General features: G+C 59.5%; 20 protein-coding genes and 2 pseudogenes. 9 read left to right on the top strand and 13 right to left on the bottom strand.

Features of this window, described 5'->3' with window-relative positions; translation table 11 throughout:
• Window positions 1-230: 230 nt before the first annotated feature.
• Both AC07UI_RS21645 and AC07UI_RS21640 read right to left on the bottom strand, forming a co-directional pair.
• Entirely contained in the window at window positions 231-614 is a 384-nt protein-coding gene (locus AC07UI_RS21645) for a PaaI family thioesterase (RefSeq protein ID WP_494994425.1), read from the bottom strand.
• Window positions 614-2,938 carry a Tex family protein gene (locus AC07UI_RS21640; RefSeq protein WP_494994424.1) on the bottom strand — a complete coding sequence of 775 codons (2,325 nt, stop codon included), beginning with the start codon at window positions 2,936-2,938 and terminating at the stop codon, window positions 614-616. The genes AC07UI_RS21645 and AC07UI_RS21640 overlap by 1 nt, the downstream gene beginning before the upstream one ends.
• Window positions 2,939-3,299: 361 nt before the next feature.
• On the opposite strand from AC07UI_RS21640, the gene ompR reads away from it, so the two are divergent.
• Window positions 3,300-4,040: an osmolarity response regulator transcription factor OmpR gene (gene ompR / locus AC07UI_RS21635; protein WP_494994423.1), complete on the top strand. Its 741-nt coding sequence runs from the start codon at window positions 3,300-3,302 to the stop codon at window positions 4,038-4,040.
• Window positions 4,041-4,156: 116 nt separating this feature from the next.
• The gene (locus tag AC07UI_RS21630) at window positions 4,157-5,470 is read left to right on the top strand and encodes an ATP-binding protein (protein WP_494994422.1); all 1,314 of its coding nucleotides are present in this window, start codon (window positions 4,157-4,159) and stop codon (window positions 5,468-5,470) included.
• A gap of 142 nt (window positions 5,471-5,612) precedes the next feature.
• Here the strand turns inward: AC07UI_RS21630 and rimK are convergent, their stop codons facing one another.
• Both rimK and rimB read right to left on the bottom strand, forming a co-directional pair.
• A complete protein-coding gene (rimK, locus tag AC07UI_RS21625) occupies window positions 5,613-6,518 on the bottom strand; it encodes a 30S ribosomal protein S6--L-glutamate ligase (protein ID WP_494994421.1) in 906 nt (301 codons plus the stop codon).
• Entirely contained in the window at window positions 6,515-6,997 is a 483-nt protein-coding gene (gene rimB, locus AC07UI_RS21620) for a retropepsin-like aspartic endopeptidase RimB (protein ID WP_494994420.1), read from the bottom strand. The genes rimK and rimB overlap by 4 nt, the downstream gene beginning before the upstream one ends.
• A 219-nt stretch (window positions 6,998-7,216) precedes the next feature.
• Between rimB and AC07UI_RS21615 the strand changes: the two genes are divergently transcribed.
• The 3 genes from AC07UI_RS21615 to AC07UI_RS21605 all read left to right on the top strand — a co-directional run bounded on the left by AC07UI_RS21615 (window position 7,217) and on the right by AC07UI_RS21605 (window position 10,471).
• Window positions 7,217-7,624: an RNA-binding S4 domain-containing protein gene (locus AC07UI_RS21615; RefSeq protein WP_494994419.1), complete on the top strand. Its 408-nt coding sequence runs from the start codon at window positions 7,217-7,219 to the stop codon at window positions 7,622-7,624.
• A 220-nt stretch (window positions 7,625-7,844) separates the two neighbouring features.
• Window positions 7,845-8,747: an Hsp33 family molecular chaperone HslO gene (hslO, locus tag AC07UI_RS21610; protein WP_494994418.1), complete on the top strand. Its 903-nt coding sequence runs from the start codon at window positions 7,845-7,847 to the stop codon at window positions 8,745-8,747.
• 179 nt (window positions 8,748-8,926) lie between these two features.
• Window positions 8,927-10,471, top strand: a complete 1,545-nt coding sequence (locus AC07UI_RS21605; RefSeq protein WP_494994417.1) for a phosphoenolpyruvate carboxykinase — start codon at window positions 8,927-8,929, stop codon at window positions 10,469-10,471.
• Between the two features lie 146 nt (window positions 10,472-10,617).
• On the opposite strand, the gene AC07UI_RS21600 is transcribed toward AC07UI_RS21605, so the two are convergent.
• From AC07UI_RS21600 to AC07UI_RS21590, 3 genes and pseudogenes are all read right to left on the bottom strand, one after another.
• Window positions 10,618-10,971 carry a DUF1493 family protein gene (locus tag AC07UI_RS21600; RefSeq protein ID WP_494994416.1) on the bottom strand — a complete coding sequence of 118 codons (354 nt, stop codon included), beginning with the start codon at window positions 10,969-10,971 and terminating at the stop codon, window positions 10,618-10,620.
• A gap of 88 nt (window positions 10,972-11,059) precedes the next feature.
• A pseudogene (locus AC07UI_RS21595) lies at window positions 11,060-11,215 on the bottom strand (YhfG family protein); the annotation flags it as partial.
• A 114-nt stretch (window positions 11,216-11,329) separates the two neighbouring features.
• A pseudogene (locus AC07UI_RS21590) lies at window positions 11,330-11,625 on the bottom strand (hypothetical protein).
• Window positions 11,626-12,438: 813 nt separating this feature from the next.
• On the opposite strand from AC07UI_RS21590, the gene AC07UI_RS21585 reads away from it, so the two are divergent.
• Together AC07UI_RS21585 and AC07UI_RS21580 are read left to right on the top strand one after the other, a co-directional pair.
• Complete coding sequence (locus AC07UI_RS21585) at window positions 12,439-14,367, top strand: RecQ family ATP-dependent DNA helicase (RefSeq protein WP_494994415.1); 1,929 nt, start codon at window positions 12,439-12,441, stop codon at window positions 14,365-14,367.
• A 101-nt stretch (window positions 14,368-14,468) separates the two neighbouring features.
• Window positions 14,469-14,900 (top strand): acyl-CoA thioesterase, encoded by a 432-nt coding sequence (locus AC07UI_RS21580; protein WP_494994414.1) that lies wholly within the window; start codon window positions 14,469-14,471, stop codon window positions 14,898-14,900.
• A 63-nt stretch (window positions 14,901-14,963) separates the two neighbouring features.
• Here AC07UI_RS21580 and AC07UI_RS21575 read toward each other — a convergent pair whose 3' ends face one another.
• From AC07UI_RS21575 to yrfG, 5 genes are all read right to left on the bottom strand, one after another.
• Window positions 14,964-15,458 (bottom strand): glycine zipper domain-containing protein, encoded by a 495-nt coding sequence (locus AC07UI_RS21575; RefSeq protein WP_494994413.1) that lies wholly within the window; start codon window positions 15,456-15,458, stop codon window positions 14,964-14,966.
• Between the two features lie 242 nt (window positions 15,459-15,700).
• Window positions 15,701-18,058 (bottom strand): FdhF/YdeP family oxidoreductase, encoded by a 2,358-nt coding sequence (locus tag AC07UI_RS21570; RefSeq protein WP_494994412.1) that lies wholly within the window; start codon window positions 18,056-18,058, stop codon window positions 15,701-15,703.
• On the bottom strand, window positions 18,055-18,894 hold the full coding sequence (gene fdhD, locus AC07UI_RS21565; RefSeq protein ID WP_494994411.1) for a formate dehydrogenase accessory sulfurtransferase FdhD: 840 nt from the start codon (window positions 18,892-18,894) through the stop codon (window positions 18,055-18,057). The genes AC07UI_RS21570 and fdhD overlap by 4 nt, the downstream gene beginning before the upstream one ends.
• Before the next feature lie 105 nt (window positions 18,895-18,999).
• On the bottom strand, window positions 19,000-19,887 hold the full coding sequence (locus AC07UI_RS21560) for a LysR family transcriptional regulator (protein WP_494994410.1): 888 nt from the start codon (window positions 19,885-19,887) through the stop codon (window positions 19,000-19,002).
• Window positions 19,888-20,053: 166 nt separating this feature from the next.
• Window positions 20,054-20,716, bottom strand: a complete 663-nt coding sequence (yrfG, locus tag AC07UI_RS21555) for a GMP/IMP nucleotidase (protein ID WP_494994409.1) — start codon at window positions 20,714-20,716, stop codon at window positions 20,054-20,056.
• Window positions 20,717-20,861: 145 nt separating this feature from the next.
• Here yrfG and nudE point away from each other — a divergent pair, with 145 nt between their 5' ends.
• Both nudE and cysQ read left to right on the top strand, forming a co-directional pair.
• Window positions 20,862-21,428 carry an ADP compounds hydrolase NudE gene (nudE, locus tag AC07UI_RS21550; protein WP_494994408.1) on the top strand — a complete coding sequence of 189 codons (567 nt, stop codon included), beginning with the start codon at window positions 20,862-20,864 and terminating at the stop codon, window positions 21,426-21,428.
• Between the two features lie 11 nt (window positions 21,429-21,439).
• The gene (cysQ, locus tag AC07UI_RS21545; RefSeq protein ID WP_494994486.1) at window positions 21,440-22,267 is read left to right on the top strand and encodes a 3'(2'),5'-bisphosphate nucleotidase CysQ; all 828 of its coding nucleotides are present in this window, start codon (window positions 21,440-21,442) and stop codon (window positions 22,265-22,267) included.
• Window positions 22,268-22,408: 141 nt separating this feature from the next.
• On the opposite strand, the gene AC07UI_RS21540 is transcribed toward cysQ, so the two are convergent.
• On the bottom strand, window positions 22,409-22,864 hold the full coding sequence (locus AC07UI_RS21540) for a thioesterase domain-containing protein (protein ID WP_494994407.1): 456 nt from the start codon (window positions 22,862-22,864) through the stop codon (window positions 22,409-22,411).
• Window positions 22,865-22,884: the final 20 nt, after the last annotated feature.

Below are 22,884 nucleotides of genomic sequence, written 5' to 3'. Positions count from 1 at the left end.
GATTCCTTCACGCGTCAGTCGCCCCAATATGGGGGTGGGCAAGACGGTCTACAAGGGTGAAGTGAAAACTGGCGTAGTCGCCTGGTTTTGTAGGAGCGAGCTTGCTCGCGAAGGACGTGAGGACGCCGTGTTCATCCAGGCTGCCCTCGTCATCGTTAACCCCTATCGCGAGCAAGCTCGCTCCTACAGGATTCGCAGCGCCGAAATTAACTCAAATTGATGGCAGGGAGCTATAGGACAGCGAACGTGCCTTGTGCTTTTGCGACGAGTTTATCGCCTTGCATCACATCCGCTTCGACCACCAGCGTGCGCCGGCCAGGGTGGATCACCTTGGCTACGCACACCACGTCACCGTCAGAGACGGCACGCATGTAGTTGATCTTGCACTCGATGGTCACGCTCTGCTGGTCGAAACCATGGGCGCTGGAACAGGCCAGCCCCATGGCGATATCCACCAGACTGAACAACGCCCCGCCGTGCAGCTTGCCACCGCGATTACGCAGCGGCGGCGTCAGCGTCAGGGCAACTTCGGCTATGCCGACGTCCAGACGCTGCAAGCGGCAGCCGATCAACTCGCTGAAGGCGCTCTGAGTGAGGCCGGCGGGGATTTCCATCAGCGTTTCTTCAACTGCTTGGCGTTGGCGAAGAGCGAAGCCATGGCGTTGTTGCCCGGAGCTGGCGTCTGGGTTTCTTTACGCGGTGCAGTGTTTTGCGACTGGCGTGGAGCCGAGCCAGGGCGGGCGCCACGAGCACCGTCGATCTTCTCGCCCGGAGTGTCGCTCATGCGCATCGACAGGCCGACGCGTTTACGCGGGATGTCGACTTCCATGACCTTCACCTTGACCACATCACCGGCCTTCACCGCTTCGCGCGGATCCTTGATGAATTTCTCCGACAAGGCGGAAATGTGCACCAAACCGTCCTGATGTACGCCGATATCGACGAAAGCACCGAAGTTGGTCACGTTGGTGACCACGCCCTCGAGAATCATCCCCAGTTCCAGGTCCTTGAGGTCTTCGACGCCGTCCTGGAACTCGGCAGTCTTGAACCCGGGGCGCGGGTCGCGACCAGGCTTTTCAAGCTCTTGAAGAATGTCGGTCACTGTCGGCAGACCGAAGGTTTCGTCGGTGTACTTCTTTGGATCCAGGCGCTTGAGGAAGCTCGAATCGCCGATCAGCGAGCGAATATCGCGGTCGGTTTCAGCCGCGATGCGCTGTACCAGCGGATAGGCTTCCGGGTGAACGGCAGACGAATCCAGCGGGTTGTCGCCATTCATTACCCGCAGGAAACCGGCGGCCTGTTCGAAGGTTTTCTCACCCAGACGCGCGACTTTCTTCAGCGCGGCGCGGGTCTTGAACGCACCGTTTTCGTCACGGTGAGTCACGATATTCTGCGCCAGCGTCGCATTGAGGCCGGAAATCCGTGCCAGCAGCGCCACCGAGGCGGTGTTCACGTCGACGCCGACGGCGTTCACGCAGTCCTCGACGACTGCATCCAGGCCGCGAGCCAGTTTGAGCTGCGATACGTCGTGCTGGTACTGGCCGACACCGATGGATTTCGGATCGATTTTCACCAGCTCGGCCAATGGATCCTGCAGGCGACGGGCAATCGACACTGCGCCACGGATCGACACGTCCAGGTCCGGGAACTCCTTCGATGCCAGTTCCGACGCCGAATACACCGAAGCGCCGGCCTCGGAGACCATGACCTTGGTCATTTTCATGGCTGGGTATTTTTTGATCAGCTCAGCGGCCAACTTGTCGGTTTCGCGGCTGGCGGTGCCGTTACCGATGGCAATCAGGTCCACCGAGTGCTTGGCGCACAAGGCGGCCAGCACGGCGATGGTCTGGTCCCACTGGTTTTTGGGTACGTGCGGGTAAACGGTGGCGTAGTCCAGCAGCTTGCCGGTGGCATCGACTACCGCAACTTTGCAGCCGGTGCGCAGGCCCGGGTCAAGGCCCAGGGTCGCGCGCGGGCCGGCCGGTGCGGCCAGCAGCAAGTCGTGCAGGTTGTGGGCAAATACGTTGATCGCTTCGGTTTCCGCGCCATCGCGCAGTTCGCCCAGCAAGTCGGTTTCCAGGTGGGTATAGAGCTTGACCTTCCAGGTCCAGCGCACCACTTCACCCAGCCATTTGTCCGCCGCACGGTTCTGATTCTGAATGCCAAAGCGTTCGCCAATCATCCCTTCGCACGGATGCATGCTGCCCGGCAGCTCTTCGCCGACTTTCAGTGCAGAGCTGAGAATACCTTCGTTGCGGCCACGGAAAATCGCCAGCGCGCGGTGCGACGGCATGCTTTTCAGTGGTTCGTCGTGTTCGAAATAGTCGCGGAACTTGGCGCCTTCCTCTTCCTTGCCGGCGATCACACGGGCACTGAGGGTGGCTTCCTGCTTGAGGTAGCTGCGCAGCTTGTCCAGCAGGCTGGCGTCTTCGGCGAAGCGCTCCATGAGGATGTACTTGGCGCCTTCGAGGGCCGCCTTTACATCGGCAACGCCCTTTTGAGCATCAACGAAGCGCGCGGCTTCGGTGTCCGGGCTCAGGGTCGGGTCGTTGAACAGACCGTCAGCCAGCTCGCCGAGGCCGGCTTCCAGGGCGATCTGGCCCTTGGTGCGGCGCTTTTGTTTGTACGGCAGGTACAAATCTTCGAGGCGGGTCTTGGTGTCGGCGAGTTTGATGTCGCGGGCCAATTCCGGGGTCAGCTTGCCTTGCTCTTCGATACTGGCAAGGATGCTGATGCGCCGTTCGTCGAGTTCTCGCAGGTAGCGCAGGCGCTCTTCCAGGTGTCGCAATTGCGTGTCATCGAGGCTGCCGGTCACTTCTTTCCGGTAACGGGCGATGAAGGGCACTGTGGAGCCTTCATCCAGTAGAGCGACGGCCGCTTCGACCTGTTGCGGGCGTACACCGAGTTCCTCGGCGATGCGGCTGTTGATGCTGTCCATAAAACCACCTGACAAATTGTGAAAGCAGGCTCGCAGGCGCTGTTTAGAAGGCTTGGCGAGTCTGGTTGAGCGGCCTGGCCGGCGCCGCTACCTGGATCAAAAGGCAGCCTGTTGACCCGTGGAATCGAAAAATTACTGCGCGGCGATGGAAAATAAATAGCAGCCATTCACAGTAACGATCAGACGTTGCCCTACACAAAAGGCGGCGCATTATAACCAGCGTTCTGTCCTTCGGGGGCATCGCGCAATGTAGGCACAATGGCTGGTTTGCTGGCGGTCGAGGAAAAATCTGCTAACAATGCACACGGTGCGTATAACGGCGGCTACGCCATAATGCGCGCCGAGATCAAAGGAGCATCCAATGAGCAGCACTGCACAAACTGCTGAAGGCGAAAAAATTCTCATCGTTGACGACGACCCGGGACTGAGCAGCCTGCTGGAACGTTTTTTCGTCAGCAAGGGCTATCGCGCCCGCGCGGTGCCGAACACCGAACAAATGGATCGCCTGCTGGGTCGTGAGGTCTTCAACCTGGTGGTGCTCGACCTGATGATGCCCGGTGAAGACGGCCTGAGCGCCCTCAAGCGCCTGCGCACGGCGAAGAATCAAATACCGATCATCATGCTCACCGCCAAGGGCGATGAGCTGAGCCGCATCAACGGCCTCGAACTGGGCGCCGATGATTACCTGGCCAAACCGTTCAACCCGGACGAGTTGATGGCCCGCGTCAAAGCGGTCCTGCGTCGTCAGTCGGCACCGGTGCCCGGCGCACCGGGCAGCGAAGACGAAAGCGTGACCTTCGGCGACTACGAACTGTCCCTGGCCACCCGCGAACTCAAGCGAGGCGAGGAAGTGCACATGCTCACCACCGGTGAATTCGCTGTGCTCAAGGCGCTGGTGATGAACGCTCGTCAGCCGCTGACCCGCGACAAACTGATGAACCTGGCCCGTGGCCGTGAATGGGATGCCCTGGAGCGTTCCATCGACGTGCAAATCTCCCGCCTGCGCCGGATGATTGAGCCCGACCCGTCCAAACCGCGTTATATCCAGACAGTCTGGGGCGTGGGTTATGTGTTCGTACCGGACGGTACCGCAACCAAGTGATCAGTGATTTGTAGGAGCGGGTTTCTCGGGCGCGTTGTCATATGATTGCGAGCCGGGCGGCTCGCAATCCGCAATTCTGCGAGTGCGCTCGCTCCTGCAAAGTGTGTCTGCTGTCTATGAAAACCCCCGTGTGGTTCCCCCAAAGTTTCTTCTCTCGCACCCTCTGGCTGGTGCTGATCGTCGTGCTGTTCTCCAAGGCGCTGACCCTGGTTTATCTATTGATGAACGAGGACGTGCTGGTGGACCGCCAGTACAGCCACGGTGTGGCCCTGACCTTGCGGGCCTATTGGGCTGCAGACGAATCCAATCGCGACACCATTGCCAAGGCGGCCGGGTTGATCAAAGTGGTCGGTAGCGGCGTACCTGAAGGCGAGCAGCACTGGCCGTACAGCGAGATCTACCAACGACAGATGCAGGCCGAACTGGGCTCAGACACCGAAGTGCGCTTGCGCATGCACGCCCCGCCGGCCCTTTGGGTGCGTGCGCCGAGCCTGGGTGATGGCTGGCTGAAAGTGCCGCTGTACCCACACCCGTTGCGTGGTCAGAAAATCTGGAGCGTGCTTGGCTGGTTCCTGGCAATCGGTTTGTTATCCACAGCCTCGGCCTGGATTTTCGTCAGTCAGCTCAACCAACCCCTCAAGCGTCTTGTGTATGCCGCCCGCCAATTAGGTCAGGGGCGTAGCGTGCGTCTGCCAATCAGCGATACCCCGAGCGAAATGGCCGAGGTGTATCGCGCCTTCAACCAGATGGCCGAGGATGTCGAACAGGCCGGACGTGAGCGTGAATTGATGCTCGCCGGCGTGTCTCATGACCTGCGCACGCCGTTGACCCGTCTGCGGCTATCCCTGGAACTGATGGGCGACCACAGCGACCTGAGTGACGACATGGTGCGCGACATTGAAGACATGGACGCGATTCTCGATCAGTTCCTGGCGTTCATTCGCGACGGTCGTGATGAGACGGTCGAAGAAGTCGACCTCAGTGATCTGGTGCGTGAAGTCGCGGCGCCTTATAACCAGAACGATGAGCGGGTTCGCCTGCGCCTGGAGCCCATCCAGCCGTTCCCGTTGCGCCGGGTTTCGATGAAGCGTCTGCTGAACAACCTGATCGGCAACGCTTTGAATCACGCTGGCACTGAGGTTGAAGTGGCCGCCTATGTATCAGGCGACACCAACGCACCTTATGTGGTGTTGAGCGTAATGGACCGTGGGGCAGGGATCGATCAGTCAGAGCTGGAGGCTATCTTCAACCCCTTCACCCGTGGTGACCGCGCCCGTGGCGGCAAAGGCACCGGGCTTGGTCTGGCGATCGTCAAGCGGATCGCCTCCATGCACGGCGGCAATGTGGAACTGCGCAACCGTACGGACGGCGGGCTGGAAGCGCGAGTGCGCTTGCCGTTGGGGCTGATGTTGCCCAGGGATGCGGTGTAAGGGCCTGACAGTAGATCGTTCCCACGCGCAGCAAAGGAACGCATCCCGTGCCGCTGCGCGTCACAGCGGAGCCGGACGCGGAGCGTCCAGGGCGGCATTCCCACGCAGAGCGTGGGAACGATCAAACGATCTACCTTCAGCCTTAGCCTTTTCCTTTAGTCCGCGTCATGTTCGGCCCGCCATTCTTCTCCAGATGCTGAATGATGATCCCTGCCACGTCCTTGCTCGTGGTGGTTTCAATCCCTTCCAGCCCCGGTGAGGAATTAACCTCCATCACCAACGGCCCGTGGTTGGAGCGCAGGATATCCACACCCGCGACACTCAGGCCCATGACCTTGGCTGCGCGCAGCGCGGTCATGCGTTCCTCGGGAGTGATCTTGATCAGGCTGGCGCTGCCGCCACGGTGCAGGTTGGAGCGGAACTCGCCGGGCTTGGCCTGACGCTTCATCGCGGCGATCACCTTGTCGCCCACCACGAAACAGCGGATATCCGCACCGCCGGCCTCCTTGATGTACTCCTGTACCATGATGTTCTGCTTGAGGCCCATGAACGCCTCAATCACCGACTCCGCTGCCGTGGCCGTTTCACACATCACCACGCCGATGCCCTGAGTGCCTTCCAGCACCTTGATCACCAACGGCGCGCCATTGACCATCTCGATCAGGTCGGGGATATCGTCCGGCGAGTGGGCAAAGCCGGTGACCGGCAAGCCGATACCGCGACGCGAGAGCAATTGCAGCGAGCGCAGCTTGTCCCGCGAGCGGGCAATGGCCACCGATTCGTTGAGCGGGAATACACCCATCATTTCAAACTGGCGCAATACCGCGCAGCCATAAAAGGTTACCGAAGCGCCGATCCGCGGGATCACCGCATCGAAGCCTTCCAGCGGCTTGCCGCGATAGTGAATCTGCGGCTTATGACTGGCAATGTTCATATAGGCGCGCAGGGTATCGATCACCACCATTTCATGGCCACGCTCGGTGCCGGCCTCGACCAGACGACGAGTGGAATACAGACGCGGGTTACGCGACAGCACAGCGATCTTCATGCAACACCTGTGGCAGAGGTAGTGGACGCCGGAAATGCCGGCTTGTCTTGAACGTATTTAATCCCCGGATTGACCACTAACTGGCCATCGATCAGGGCTTTGGAACCGAGTAACAAGCGATAACGCATGGCTTTGCGGCAGGCCAGGGTGAATTCCACCCGCCAGACCCGATCGCCCAGTGCCAGGGTCGTGCTGATCACGTAACGCACCTGCGCCTGGCCGTTGGAGCTTTTAATGGTTTTTATCGCTACCAGCGGTGCTTCGCAATGACGATGGCGCAGCTGCACCACGGTGCCCAGGTGGGCGTTGAAGCGCACCCACTTTTCCCCGTCGCGCTCGAATGGCTCGATCTCGGTGGCATGCAGGCTGGAGGTGCTGGCTCCGGTGTCGATCTTCGCGCGCAGGCCTGCCACTCCCAAATCTGGAAGCGCCACCCACTCGCGTAGACCGATAACGGTCAAATGGTCAAAAGTCTTCAAATGTGCTCAACCGGTGAGAAACCTGCTCGCGCCGCAAGCGGCCGAATTCGCGGTATTCACGCAGAATAATGGGTAAAAGGCGACAGATATCTACGGCCCGGATTTCCAGTCCTCGAACGAGGCGCTGGAGAGGCGCGCATTCTAAACTGAGCCGGTGTAATTCATGGCACAACAGAAACGGTAGTACAGTTCAGAAATATTTCAGGATGAGGAAATCCCATGGCACAAAAGACCGAAGAGGACGACAAAGTCCGTCTGGATAAGTGGTTGTGGGCTGCGCGCTTTTACAAAACCCGCGCGCTGGCCAAAGCGGCGATTGAAAGTGGCAAAGTGCACTGCCGGGGCGAACGCTGCAAACCGGGCAAAGAGCCGAGAGTCGGTGATGAGTTGCAGATCCGCACTGGTTTCGAGGAGCGCACCGTGACGGTCCTGGCGCTATCGATCGTGCGCCGTGGCGCACCGCAAGCCCAGACGTTGTACGCCGAAACCGAAGCCAGCATCGCCAAACGCGAGAACGCCGCCGCAATGCGCAAGGCCGGTGCCCTGGGCGTCAGTACCGATGGCAAACCGACCAAAAAACAGCGGCGTGATCTGTTCAAGTTTCATGGCGGGAGTAGTGGGGAGTAAGCTTGCCCGGAAAGCCCGAAGCCCGGAACCAAAAACACCGCAGCGCCAGAGGTAGTAAATTACACGGAACCAACCTGCCGATGTTCTACCTTGCTTGGAACAATCCCGGATTGTTCATAAAATGCGTTCCATGGCCGAACATTCGTGCACCAAAATGGCGCAAAAACGCAAGTTTCGATCCTTGTAACCATTTTTGTTTTCACTTTAGATACCCAAACCTATGACCGATCTACCGGATAACGACTACACCCAACGCTTCATCTTCGATGAAAGCGACGCCCGCGGCGAGATGGTTGCGTTGGAGCGTAGCTACGCCGAAGTCCTTGCCAAACACCCTTATCCCGAGCCAGTCGCGCAACTGCTCGGCGAGCTGATGGCCGCGGCGGCGTTGCTGGTCGGCACCTTGAAGTTCGATGGCTTGCTGATCCTCCAGGCCCGTTCCGAAGGCCCGGTGCCCTTGCTGATGATCGAGTGTTCCAGCGAGCGCGAGATCCGTGGCCTGGCGCGTTATGACGCAGACAAGATCGCTCCTGATGCGACCCTGGCCGACCTGATGCCCAACGGCGTGCTGGCGCTCACCGTCGACCCGCGTCAGGGTCAGCGTTACCAGGGCATCGTCGACCTCGACGGCGAGACCCTGTCGGAATGCTTCACCAATTATTTCGTCATGTCCCAGCAAGTCGGCACACGCTTCTGGCTCAACGCCGACGGCCGTCGCGCCCGTGGTCTGCTGCTGCAGCAGCTGCCGGCCGATCGCATCAAGGATGACGAGGAACGCGCCTCCAGCTGGCAGCACATCACTACCCTGGCCGGCACCCTGACCGCTGACGAACTGCTTGGCCTGGACAATGAAACCGTACTGCATCGCCTCTACCATGATGAAGCGGTACGTATGTTCGACGTGCAGACATTGCGCTTCAGCTGCAGCTGCTCGCGCGATCGATCGGGTAACGCGCTGGTGAGTCTGGGTCAGGAAGACGCGCAACAACTGGTTATCGAAAGCGGTGGCAGCGTCGAGATCGACTGTCAGTTCTGCAACGAGCGCTACCTGTTCGATGCTGCCGATGTTGCTCAATTATTCGCTGGAGCGGGTGTCAACACACCGTCAGATACTCGCCACTAAAACGGTTCAGCGCAGGTAAATTACCTGTCAAACGCCAGATTTACGCCGCCCTGACAGGAGGGCCCTACTTTTTTTGGGCATTTCTGGCATAATCCGGCCCACTTTTTTCGCGGTAGTAGTGCACAACTTTCTACTACAAAACGTTTGGAGCACTCGGCCACTGGCCGACGGGGAACCTCATGACGCAAGCCAATAACGCCGTGTACACCGATCTGAGTGTTGATGATCTGGTTAAAGAAGCCCTGAACCGCGGTGAAGGCGAGCTGTCCGATACCGGCGCTCTGGTTGTACGCACCGGTCACCGCACCGGCCGTTCGCCAGTCGACCGTTTCATCGTGGAAGAGCCTTCCACCCAAGGCGCCATCGCCTGGGGCCCGATCAACCGCAAGTTCCCGGCCGACAAGTTCGATGCCCTGTGGAACCGCGTTGAAGCCTACCTGGGCGAGCGCGAGCGTTTTGTTTCCCACGTCCACGTAGGTTCTGACCCTGCGCATTACCTCGCGGTCAAAATGACCACCGAGACTGCCTGGCACAACCTGTTCGGCCGTTGCCTGTTCATCAACCCTGAGCAGTACAACCAGGGTGACAAGGACGAGTGGCAGGTGATCAACGCCCCTGAGTTCGTCTGCGTGCCTGAGCGTGACGGCACCAACTCCGACGGCACCGTGATCATCAACTTTGCAGCCAAGAAAGTGCTGCTCGCGGGTATGCGTTACGCCGGCGAAATGAAAAAAGCCCTGTTCTCGGTACAAAACTTCCTGCTGCCAGCAGTCGACGTTCTGCCGATGCACTGCGCGGCCAACATGGGCGAAGAGGGCGACGTAACGTTGTTCTTCGGCCTGTCCGGCACCGGTAAAACCACCCTGTCCGCTGACGAAAGCCGCTACCTGATCGGCGACGACGAACACGGCTGGGGCGTTGGCGTGGTGTTCAACATCGAAGGCGGTTGCTATGCCAAGTGCATCGACCTCTCCGAGAAGAACGAGCCGGTCATCTGGAAAGCCATCCAGCACGGTGCCGTACTGGAAAACGTCGTACTCGACCCGGTCACCAAGAAAGCCGACTACGCCGATGACAGCCTGACCCAGAACAGCCGCGCCGCTTACCCGCGCGAACTGATCGAAAAACGCGCCCCGAAAAACCTCGGAGGCGAGCCAAACGCTGTGATCTTCCTGACTTGCGACCTGACCGGCGTACTGCCGCCAGTCTCGATCCTCAGCGAAGAACAAGCGGCCTACCACTTCCTGTCCGGCTACACCGCTTTGGTGGGCTCGACCGAAATGGGTTCCGGCAGCGGCATCAAATCGACCTTCTCCACCTGCTTCGGCGCCCCGTTCTTCCCGCGTCCGGCTGGCGAATACGCTGAACTGCTGATCAAACGCATCCGCGGCTTCGGCTCCAAGGTCTACCTGGTCAACACCGGCTGGACCGGCGGTGGCTACGGCGTCGGCAAACGCTTCAACATCCCGACCACCCGTGGCGTCATCGCAGCCATCCAGAGCGGCGCGTTGATCGGTGCAGAAACCGAACACCTGGACACCATCAACCTCGACGTGCCGCTGGCCGTACCGGGCGTTGAAACCGGCCTGTTGAACCCACGCAACACCTGGGCTGACAAAGCTGCCTACGACGAAGCTGCTAAAGCGTTGGCCGGTTTGTTCATCGAGAACTTCAAGAAGTTTGAAGTGAGCGATGCGATCAAGGCTGCTGGGCCGAAGTTGTAATTATTCGGTAGTGGTTTGAGGTAAGAGAAAGCCGCCCTTAGGGGCGGCTTTTTTGCGGGTGCGATTCAGACCAGCGGAGGCAGAACTACCAATACTCCAGCTGAAAAGGCGCTAAACGGCCAGAATAATGGCACTTGTGGTGTCGACTAGATGCCTTCCAACTCCTGTGTATTCCACTGCTGCACCTTGATCGCCTGGTAGAGCATGCCAATGGTCAGTGGGTGTTTGTCACCACGTCCCTTGGCCCGCCGCTTGAGGAACACATCAAAGCCTTCGGGCTGGAAGTAGCGATAGGCGTCGTAGTCGATGAAGTCGATGGCGAACTGTTCTTCCAGGGTTTCCATCAGGTGCCGCGCATCGGCGCCGTCACAGCCGAGGTCAAAATTGATCGAGGTGCTGAGGCTGATGGTTTTGCGTTCGGGCAGGCCGAGTTCTTCGTGCAGCAGCTGCATGAGCAAGTGCATGGCGTGGTCGTCGGGGAAGTTGGGGGCGAGGTGCATTGCGGGGCGTCTGGTTGGGCTTAGGCGGATTTTATTGGCCGTCGGGCTTGGGGGGAAGGGCGGACGCAGATATTGGTGGTTCGTCTTGTCGGTACTTTGCGAGCACTTCTTCTCGTGTAGGAAGTGGTTTGTCGAGGTCTACCGGTGACGTGTCGAATCCGGCGAGGCGTAGTCTGGCCAAGTAGTTTGAGCGGCGGACTTTTTCGTAATGCGCTTGTTTTTGTTTGAAGGTTAATTGGCTCATGGCGGTGGTCCCGGGGCTGTTGTTTCTTTCACTTATGTTTGAAAACACGCGGCGCGTTCATCGCTGGCAAGCCAGGCTCCTACAGGAACGTGGCGTGCCTGCGAGTGGGGTGTGTCAGGTAGGTGCTTTCCAGTTCAGCATGCGTTGCTGGGCGACTTGGAGCAGGTCGCGGCCGTCTTGAGTCAGCAGGTACAGGGCGTGGGTGATATGGGGAATGTCTTTAACGTCGCCGTGCTTGAAGCATTGGCAGTGCAGGGTTTCGAGCAGGTCGCTGGAGGCTCGGATGCGCTGAAGGGCGGCTTCGAGGATGTCTTGCGGGTGGCCTCTGTGTCGATGATCAGAACCGGGGTGTCGGTGAAGTTGGTTTTGGTGGGGCGATAGCGATCTGCAAACGGATCTAATGTGTTCATGGTTAGTTCTCTGTATGGATCAAATGAACCACACCAACCGTGACCAAACGATGGGTGGCGGACTGTGTTCAGGTTGGTCAACCGGCGAGAACACCCGGCACGCTCGAAAGCGTCCCAAACACAGCCGCCATAAAGCGTGCCGACATGTTAGTGCCGGCAGCATACAAGGGGATGCGAATGTTCTCTGTAATTTTTCGGGTGACCAAACCCGGCCGCTGATTTTGCAGCAACGCAAACAACTATAGATGTGGGTTGCAGGCTGGCGAAAGGCGACAAGGAGCACGAGGTTGTAGGACGGGGACGAATATTGGTAAGGCCGTGTCTATCGGTCTGTCCGTCGACGTAGGGCGTCTCGTTTCTTAGCCATAAAACGCTTGGCTTCCTCGTCTTCAATGCTGGGTCCAGGGTCGTCGATGGACGCTTGAATGTCGGCAGCGAGTTGCCGGTTGTATGCGGCGACTTGATGGGCAGGCATGAAAGAATCCTTTATTGGCTACGTTTTCACCTTGTCATCCGCTGCCGTGCCACCTCGCACTACCCGGGTTTTTTTCAGCGATTCCCCTGGAGGTCGAATTTCCCACGCGCTTGTCAGGCGTGTCGAATAGAGCCGCAGTAACGCGTGCGCCAGACTGTGTAGGGGATTTCGTGATCTTCGATTCACATTTGAACGCCATCAGCCATGGAATTGCATCACGGGCCTTGCGCCGTTCTCCCTGTATCATGCCGTATCCTTTTTGCGCCCGACCTTTTCTCGACCCGCCGATTTGCCGCGCTAGGCTTCAGGCATCTGCGCGGTCAATGGAGTGACAGTTTATGCACAACACCCTTGAACAGGTCTTTGGTTATCCACAGTTTCGGCCCGGCCAGGAGGTGGCGGTCAGCGCGGTGTTGGCCGGGCGGTCGGCGGCGGCGATTTTTCCTACTGGGTCCGGCAAGTCGTTGTGTTATCAATTGTCGGCCTTGCTGCTGCCGAATCTGACGCTGGTGGTCTCGCCGTTACTGGCGTTGATGCAGGACCAGTTGGCGTTCCTGGCGCGTCACGGCATCGCGGCGGCGAGTATCGATTCGGCGCAGAGCCGCGATGATGCCAACGAGGTGATGGCGCGGGCCCGCTCCGGCGAGTTGAAGATTTTGATGATCTCCGTGGAGCGCCTGAAGAACGAACGTTTTCGCAACTTTTTGCAGCAGGTGCCAATCTCGTTGTTGGTAGTGGACGAGGCGCACTGTATTTCGGAGTGGGGTCATAACTTCCGTCCGGACTATTTGAAGCTGCCGGCCTATCAGCGCCAGTTCAACATTCCTCAAGCTTTGCTGCTGACCGCCACCGCAACGCCAAAGGTGATCGCCGACATGCAGGCGAAATTCGCCATCGCCCCGGCGGATGTGGTGACCACCGGTTTCTACCGACCCAACCTCAACCTGCTGGTGGAGCCGGTGCGTGGCCAGGACAAGCGTCGGCGTCTGGTCGAGTGGATGGGCCAGCGCGCCGGGCAGCCGAGCATCGTTTACGTCACGTTGCAGAAAACGGCCGAACAGATCGCTCAGCACCTGGCTCAGCACGGCATTCAGGCCGAGGCTTATCACGCAGGTTTACCCCACGAGCAACGCGAAGCGATTCAGCGCCGGTTCATGGGCGGGCAGTCCAATTGCATAGTCGCCACCATCGCTTTCGGGATGGGCATCGACAAGAGCGACATCCGCAACGTGGCGCATTTCGACTTGCCGAAATCCATTGAAAACTACAGCCAGGAAATCGGTCGCGCCGGGCGTGACGGGCAGTCCTCCGACTGCCTGGTGCTGGCCAACCGCGACAGCCTCAATGTGCTGGAGAATTTCGTTTACGGCGACACGCCGGAGCTGGAAGGCATTCGTTGTGTGCTGGATGAACTACAAGCAGCCAGCCCCGATGGTCAGTGGGAGTTTCTGCTGGGACCGCTGGCGGATCAGAGCAACATTCGTCAGTTGCCGCTCAAGACCTTGCTGGTGCAGCTGGAGCTGCGTGGTTTGATCGCGCCGCGTTATGCCTACTTTGCGGAGTACCGCTTCAAGTTTCTGGTCGAGCCCGAAGCCTTGTTGGCGCGTTTCGAGGGCGAGCGGCGGGACTTTGTGGCGGCGATTATTCAGACGTCGAGCCGCGCCAGGACCTGGGCCACGGTGAATTTCGACGCGTTGTATTTACAGCATCAAGCCGAACGAAATCGGGTGGTGAAGGCGCTGGATTATTTCCAGGAAAAGGGTTGGGTGGAGCTCGAAAGCAAGCAAATGACAGAGGTCTACAGCCTGCTGCTGACAGATTTCGATGCGCAGGCGCTGAGCGTCGAATTGCATGCGTACTTCACACAGCATGAGCGCACCGAGATCGCGCGGATCCACGCGATGCTCGATTTGTTCGCGACCGAGCGTTGCCTGGGTTATCGACTGGCGCAGTACTTCGGCGATGAAAACGCACCGCAGCGGTGCGGGCATTGTTCGGTGTGCCACGGCCAGGTGGCTCGTCTGCCAGAGCCTCCCGAGTTGCCGGCGCTTGTGGATAAAAATTTCCAGGCACTGTGCGGCGATTTTATCCACAGGCATGAGCAGTACAACGGGAGTCTGCCGGGTGCGGAACGGCTGACGCGGTTTTTGTGCGGGATCAGCGTGCCGCTGTTCACCAAACTCAAGGCTCGGGCGATTCCGGGGTTTGCGGCGTTGGAGGATTACCCGTATGCAGAGGTGAGGGCGTGGGCTGAGGCGAATCTTTAGGCCAAAGCTTCGCGGGCAAGCCCGCGAATGACCCTGAGTCTCGCCCGATCGTGGAGGTCACAGCGATTACACTGCTTGCCCATTCTCTGAGAGACCACTCAATGACCAACCGCATGCCGCAACGCACTGACTACCGTCACTTCCAGCCGATCATCACCCGGTGGCACGACAACGACGTTTACGGCCATGTGAACAACGTCACCTACTACAGTTTTTTCGACACGGCAGTGAACACCTACCTGATCGAGGTGGGTGGGCTGGATATTCATGACGGTGAAGTGGTGGGTTTTGTGGTGAGTTCGGCGTGCGATTATTTCGCTTCGATTGCTTTCCCCGAGCGTATCGAAATCGGATTGCGGGTGGGCAAGTTGGGTAACAGTTCGGTGCAGTACGAGTTGGCGGTATTCAAGGCGGGGGAAGAAGACGCCTGCGCGGCAGGGCGGTTCGTGCATGTGTTTGTGGATCGGGCGTCGAATCAGCCGGTGGCGATTCCTGCCGGGTTACGCGGGGCGTTGGAGCGGTTGCTGGTGTGAGGTCGTCGGCTACAGTGAAGACTTCTGTAGCCGCTGCCTTGGGCAGCGGCTACAGATCGCATGTCAATCCCGGTCGCGCCAGTGGCGGTGATGCTTGTAATGCCCGTAGGCATGGCCACGGCCGCGGTGGTCATCGTCATCGTCATCACGGTAGTAGCGGCGATCACCACGACCGCGGTAGTCGTGATCCTCACGATAGCTTTCATTGCCCATATGGTTACCCAGCGCACCGCCCACGCCGCCGCCGGCTGCTGAGCCGATCAGGCTGCCACTGGTGCCGCCCAGGCTGCGGCCAACCACGTTGCCGCCCGCAGCACCGAGTGCGCCGCCAATGGCCGCCTGGCCACGGCTGCGTCTGTCGGCTCCGACCGCACTACCACCCGCGCCGCCCAGGGCTGCACCAATGGTAGAACCGGTGTTGCCGCCTAACGACTGACCGACGACCGAGCCTAGAACCCCGCCCAATGCGCCGCCCACGCCTGCCTCGGTGGTGCCTCCGGCAAAAGCAATGCCACTGACCAGGCCAAGGGACAACAAGAGAATCGAGGAGTACTTCATGGGAGAGCCTCTAAGGGATGACGGCGCGATCGTGAGGCTGTGTTGAGATGCTTACAATCGAAATCCGACGAGTAACACGACTTGTGCACAATTCTATAAGTTACTGTTTTTTAGACGGAACTTAAGTGTTTTTCGCCGGTCTTTAGCTAATTCGGAAAGGCCGCTTTTATGCAAAAGCGGCCTTTTTTGTGGGCGTTTGAAAGGTTTCGTGATCAGCGGCGACGCGGTCTTTTGATCTTGCCTTACGCCGACTTTGCCATGATCAACCCGTTATCACTCGCCGCTTGCAACCGAATCGCGACGAACTTCGATGTTGGCGTATGGCTGCCGTCGCCGGTGCTTTCCAGGGGCACCAGGGGATTCACTTCCGGATAATAGGCGGCCGCTTGACCGGCGGGGATATCGAACGCCAGCAAGGTGAAGCCCTTGACCCGACGTTCGCGGCCATCGTCCCAGATCGACACGATGTCGGCTTTCTGACCGGGTTTGAAGCCCAGGCGAATGATGTCGGCTTCATTGATGAACAGCACATCCCGCTGACCTTTGACACCGCGATAACGGTCGTCCAGGCCATAAATGGTGGTGTTGTACTGATCGTGGGAACGCATCGATTGCATGATCAGGTCCGGCAGCACGCCAGTGGCGCGGGTGCGCTCATGCACCAGATCGACCGGCAGGATGTTCGCGCAGAAGTTGGCCCGCCCCGACGGGGTGTTCCACTGACGTGCTCCGGCAGTGTTGCCCAGGTGGAAGCCGCCTGGGTTCTCAATACGCTGGTTGAAATCCTTGAAGGCAGGAATGGTGTCGGCAATCAGGTCGCGGATGCGGCGATAGTCGGCGACCAGCCAGTTCCAGTCCACCGGATGTGCACCCAATGTCGCGACGGCGATGCCGGCAATGATCGACGGCTCTGAACGCATCTGTTTCGACAGCGGCTGCAACTGGCCGTTGGAGGCGTGGACCATGCTGAACGAGTCTTCCACGGTCACTGCTTGCGGGCCTTCGGTTTGCAGGTCGATGTCGGTACGGCCCAGGCAGGGCAGGATCAACGCTTCTTTACCGTGGGCCAGATGGCTGCGGTTGAGCTTGGTGCTGATCTGCACGGTGAGGTCGCAGTTGCTCAGCGCCTGGAAGGTTCGTGTGCTGTCCGGGGTAGCTTGGGCGAAGTTACCACCCAGACCGATAAAGACTTTCGAGCGACCGTCGAGCATCGCGTGAATCGCTTCCACCACGTTGTGACCGTTTTCGCGTGGCACTTTGAACTGGAAGCGCCGTTCCAGTGCATCGAGAAAGAACGCTGGTGGGCGCTCGTTGATGCCCATGGTGCGGTCGCCCTGCACGTTACTGTGGCCACGCACTGGACACAGGCCGGCACCCGGCCGGCCGAGGTTGCCGCGCAACAGCATCAGGTTGGTGATTTCCTGGATGGTCGGTACCGAATGGCGATGTTGGGTGATGCCCATCGCCCAGCACATGATCACGTTCTTGGCCTTGGCATACATGCGTGCGGCTTGTTCGATATCGCTCAGGGGCAGCCCGGACTGCTCGACAATCTGCGTCCATGAGGTGTCGTCGATGGCGGCCAGGTAGTCGAGCACACCATCGGTGTGTTCGTTGAGGAAGTCGTGGTCAAACACCGCCGGTTCATACGTCAGCTGCGCTTCGCGCTCCCATTGCAGCAGGAACTTGGCCATGCCTCGCAGCAATGCCATGTCACCGCCCAGTGCGGGTCGGAAATAGGCGGTGTTGGTCGGACGGTCACCGTTGGTGAGCATCTCGATAGGATGTTGCGGGTGTTGGAAGCGTTCCAGCCCACGCTCTTTGAGCGGGTTGACGCACACTACTTGAGCGCCGCGCTTCACCGCTTCGCGCAGGGGTTCGAGCATCCGCGGGTGGTTGGTGCCAGGGTTTTGCCCCAGGACGAAAATCGCATCGGCGTGTTCGAAGTCGTCGAAGGTCACCGTGCCTTTGCCCACACCGACGCTTTGCGCCATGGCCACACCGCTGGCTTCGTGGCACATGTTCGAGCAGTCGGGGAAGTTGTTGGTGCCGAAGGCGCGCACGAACAGTTGGTAGAGGTACGCCGCTTCGTTGCTGGCCCGGCCGGAGGTGTAGAACTCGGCCTGATCGGGGCTGCTGAGGTTCTGCAAGTGTTTACCGATCAGCGCGAACGCCGCTTCCCAGCTGATGGGTGTGTAGCGATCGGTTTCAGCGTCGTAGCTCATCGGTTCGGTGAGACGGCCCTGGTATTCGAGCCAGTAATCACTTTGTTCCAGCAACGAGCTGACGCTGTGCCTGGCGAAGAAGGCGCCATCGACCCGGCGCTTGGTGGCTTCCCAATTGACCGCTTTGGCGCCGTTTTCGCAGAACTTGACCATGCCACTTTCCGGCGAGTCACCCCAGGCGCAACCCGGGCAGTCAAAGCCGCCGTTCTGGTTGGTCTTGAGCATCATGCGGATGTTTTTCAGTGCGTTGTCGCTGGTCAACCAGGCTTGAGCGACGCTGATCAGTGCGCCCCAACCGCCGGCTGCGCCTTTGTAGGGCTTGTAGCGTTTGTAGCGCGGGGTTGGTTTTTGGTCGGTTTGAAGATGAGTGCTCACGCTTGATTTTCCATCGAAGGGCTGTAGACCCGCGGCGCACTTTTCTGCGGCAGGTGGATGAGATTGAGGTTGTGCCGGCGGGCCCATTGCAGGGCCAGGCCGGTGGGCGACGACAGGCTGACTAATGTCTGGATGCCTGCGCGCAAGACTTTCTGGATCAATTCCAGGCTGCAACGGCTGGTGACAATGGCCAGGCCGCCAGCAGTGGGGATGTTCTGCCGGATCAGCGCGCCGATCAGCTTGTCGAGAGCGTTGTGCCGACCGATGTCTTCGCGACCCAGTAGCAGTTCGCCCCGGTTGTTCATGAACACGGCCGCATGCACCGCGCCACTGTGCTGACCCAAGGGCTGGAAGGCACTGATGCGCTGACGCAAACCGTCGAGCCACTCGGCCGGTGGCAAGGGCGCACCGGGCAATACGTTTAGCTCGGGTAATGCCTGTTCAACCGCCTCTACGCCACAGAGCCCGCAACCGCTGGTGCCGGCCAGTTGGCGGCGTTGCTGTTTGAGGTTCCAGAAGGCGCGGCTGGAGATTTTCACTTGCGCGTATTGCGCCGGGCCGGATCCGCTGAGTTGCAGGTCGTAGATATCGCAGGCGTCGGTAATGATGCCGCTGCCCAGGCTGAAGCCGACGATGAAGTCCTCAAGGTCGGTCGGGGTGACCAGCATCACTGCCTGACTGATGCCGTTGTAGGCAATCGCCAGCGCAACTTCTTCAGCGAGCGCGGTGCTGGCCGATTCGGTTTGCGCAAGGTTGCAGTAGTGATAACTCTGACTGGCGGCGGGCGCAGGCGTTTCGACGGCAGGCGCCGCGCAGTCGGGGTGCTTGGCGTTCATGAGGAGTTACCGGCAGTATCAGGTCGTATTGACTACTGATAAGACTAGGCGCGTCAAAGTGTCGCGTCTAATCGCTAATACTGATCTGCCGATAGATGGCGTCGATCAAGAGTCTGTCGGTGATTTCTGATACAACGCAAAAACGGCCTCGGCCAAGGCTGAACGCGGCGCGCCGCGGCGCATGATCAGGCCCAGGCAGGCGAGGGTCTGAGCGCTTTCAATCGGTTGCAGACGCAGGTCGTCGATCAAGTCTTCAAGACCGCCTTCCAGTGGCATCACCGCACAGCACAGGCCACCGTGTACCGCTTGTAACAGCTGATGGACCGCGTCGGTTTGCAGCAGCGGTTGCGGGTTGAGGCCACGGCTGTGGAAGTTGTGGTCGATGGACTGGCGAAAGTGCATGCCGCTGGTGAGCATGCCCAGTGGTAACTCGATCAGCGCCTCCCAGCTCAATGGCTTTTCGCCAAAGCTGAAGAAGCGTTGGTCGTAGAGCAGGCCCATGCGGGTTTCGCTAAAGGCCAGCGAGTCGAAGCGTTCGTTGTCCAGCCGCTCCAGATACGAAACGCCGAGGTCGAGGCGATTGCTCGCCAGTTGCTCAAGAATTTCTTCGGAGCTCAACGCCGAGAGTTCGAAGCGCAGGTTCGGGTGTTCTTTGTGCAAGCGTTGCATCAGCGCCAGCGGGTCGAAGCTCGACAGCGGTACCACGCCCAGACGCAAAGTCCCGACCAGGTTGCCACGACAGGCTGCGGCCTCGGCATGCAGGCCGTCGTAGGCCGCGAGCACGGTGCGGGCCCAGGCCAGCACACGCTCGCCCGGAGCGGTAAAACCTTCAAAGCGCTGACCGCGGTTGACCAGCGGCAGCTCGAGCTCTTCTTCAAGGCTGCGCAGGCGCATGGATAAGGTTGGCTGGGTGATGTGGCAGCGAGCAGCGGCTTGGCCAAAGTGACGGGTTTCGTCGAGGGCGATGAGGAATTTCAGCTGTTTGATGTCCATCTTCGCTCCAGGGCGCAGGCAAGGGAGCAATTCTAACGTGCTTGCAGTGCACTTGAGTCATTGGCCGGATCGCGCAACCTTGCCCGTGGCCATCGCGGGCAAGCCTCGCTCCTACGGACCGCGCTATCTGTGGGAGCGGGCTTGCTGGCGATGCAGTCGACTCGGTCTAAAGACCTGCTATCAACTCCCGATAATCCCCGACCGCCGCAAATTCGGCGGTGTCTTTGGGCTCTTTTTGGCTGTCCGGCTGGCTGACCGCCAGCAGATGCCCAACGCCGAAATTTCGCGCGCTGCGCAGGATCGGCAAAGTGTCGTCGATAAACAGGCTACGGGCCGGGTCGAAGCCGATATCGGCTTGCAAGGCATCCCAGAACTGCGGGTTTTCCTTGGCGAAGCCGTAATCGTGGGAGCTGATCAAACGCTCGAAATACGGCGCCAGTTCGATTTTTTCCAGCTTCAATGACAGCGAATCGCGGTGAGCGTTGGTGATCAGCACCACGCGCTTGCCGGCCTGTTTGATCGCAGCCAGAAAGGTGTCGGCGTCGGGACGCAGGGCAATCAGATGGGCGGTTTCCAGTTTCAGTTCGCGCACGGGCAGTCTCAGTTCCGCGCTCCAGAAGTCCAGGCAATACCACTGTAACTGGCCGGCGTTGTGCTCGAATAACGGCTGCAACTCCAGTTCGGCCATGGCCCGGCTCACACCATGCAACTCGGCGTAGCGCTGGGGCAGGTGCTCCATCCAGAAATGGTTGTCGTAGTGCAGGTCCAGCAGCGTGCCGTCCATATCCAGCAGAACGGTATCGATGTCGCGCCAGGGTAATGAGGGCATGGAAAACTTCTCGAACAGTAGAAAGACATCCGACACAAATGATCGGCAACGCCGGGTACGCACTGATTTGAAAGTGTAGCGAGCGATGCGCGCAGTAGCTTTCAAACAGCCTGTATAGTAACGCGTTCACGCCAAGGAGCTTGTCATGCGCCAGAAACCCACCGTACTCGCCCGCGAGATCGTCGCCACTAGTCGATTGTTCTGCGTCGAAGAGTTGCAGTTGCGCTTTTCCAACGGCGTCGAACGCACCTATGAGCGACTGGTCAGCAAGGGTACCGGTTATGGCGCAGTGATGATCGTGGCGATGGTCGATGACAACCATGCGCTATTGATCGAAGAATATTGCGGCGGCACCGGGGAGTACGAACTGTCTTTACCCAAGGGCCTGATCGAGCCGGGCGAGGATGTGTTGGCAGCGGCCGAGCGTGAGCTCAAGGAAGAGGCCGGTTTTGGCGCACGTCAACTTGAGCATCTGACTGAGCTGTCATTGTCGCCCGGTTACATGAGCCAGAAGATTCAAGTGGTCCTGGCGACCGATCTTTACGAAGAACGACTTGAGGGCGACGAGCCTGAGCCGATGCGCGTGGATCGCGTCAACCTGCGGGAATTGTCTGCTCTGGCGCAGAACTCGCAATTCACTGAAGGCCGTGCCTTGGCGGCGTTGTACCTGGCCCGCGATCTGTTGACTGAGCGCGGGGTGTTTCAACCATGAGTGTGCACTCCATGAATTTCCCCCATCCGTTACTGGCCCCCGTCATCGAACTGGCGCGTCAAGCCGGTGAAGCCATCCTGCCGTTCTGGCGCGCCGACGTGGCGGTCACCGCCAAGCTTGATGACTCGCCGGTGACCGCGGCTGACATGGCGGCGCATCATCTGATCCTCGCCGGCCTGACGGCGCTCGACCCAAGCATTGCGGTGCTCTCGGAAGAAGACGCCGACATCCCGATGAGCGTGCGAGCCGGCTGGCAGCGCTGGTGGCTGGTGGATCCGCTGGATGGCACCAAGGAATTCATTTCCGGCAGTGAGGAATTTACCGTCAACATCGCGCTGATCGAACAAGGGCGCGTGGTGTTTGGCGTGGTGTCGATGCCGACCAACGGTCGCTGCTATTTCGGCGGTGCTGGCCTGGGTGCCTGGCGTGCAGACAAAGATGCCGAGCCGACGCCGATTCATGTACGGGACGTTCCGCCAGTAGGTGAAGCGTTCACCGTGGTTGCCAGCCGTCGACATTCGAGCCCTGAACAGGAGCGTTTGCTGGCCGGGCTGAGTGACAGCCTGGGCGAGCTGCAACTGGCGAATATCGGCAGCTCGTTGAAGTTTTGCCTGTTGGCGGAGGGGGCTGCCGATTGCTATCCACGCTTGGCGCCGACGTCGCAGTGGGACACCGCCGCCGCGCAAGGCGTGCTGGAAGGCGCGGGTGGCGAGGTGTTGAATTTGAGCGGCGAGCCGTTCAGCTATCCGGCGCGCGAATCCCTACTGAATTCATTTTTCCTGGCACTGCCGGCCAAAGCCGCATGGCGGGAGAAGTTGTTGGTGTTGGCCAGGTCTTGAGAGCGCTACAGGTTGATCGTTCCCACGCTCCGCGTGGGAATTGCATCCAGTGACGCTCTGCGTCACCCACGGCGGACGCAGAGCGTCCAGGGCGGCATTCCCACGCAGAGCGTGGGAACGATCAAACGATCAGCGCCAAGTCTACCGATGCAACACATACTGCCCGGTAAACCTTACGGCATCCTCTGTGCTGCCGGCATTGACGATGCGTGAATGCAGCGTCAGCCGGGCCCGTCCGTAGCGCTGGTACATCACCAGAAACTTCTTCCATACCGCCGCACTTGGCGCATCGCCAATTGCCATCGCATCGGTCGTGACCGGCAGCGGATAGCTGATGTGCCCTTCCTGAATCACGATATGCCCGTCTTCGATGCCCTCTTCACGCAAGCGTAAATGCAGCCAGCCCCAGCCGGCCAGTACCGCGCCACAGTACAGGCTGCCGCCGAACATGGTGCTTTTGTGATTGACGTTGGCTTCCAGCGGCAAGTGCAGACGCAGTTGATGTGCTTGCCAATCAAGCACTTTGAGACCCATATCCCGCGTGAGGGGGATGTCGCGATGCAGGACTGATTCCAGGTGACGACTGTCGCGGTTCATGCAGGGTCTCTTTGTTCAGG

The organism is Pseudomonas sp. GW821-FHT04C07, assembly GCF_059420325.1.
Note: the sequence above shows the minus strand (reverse complement) of the source record. Positions and strands in the feature narration are given on the sequence as shown.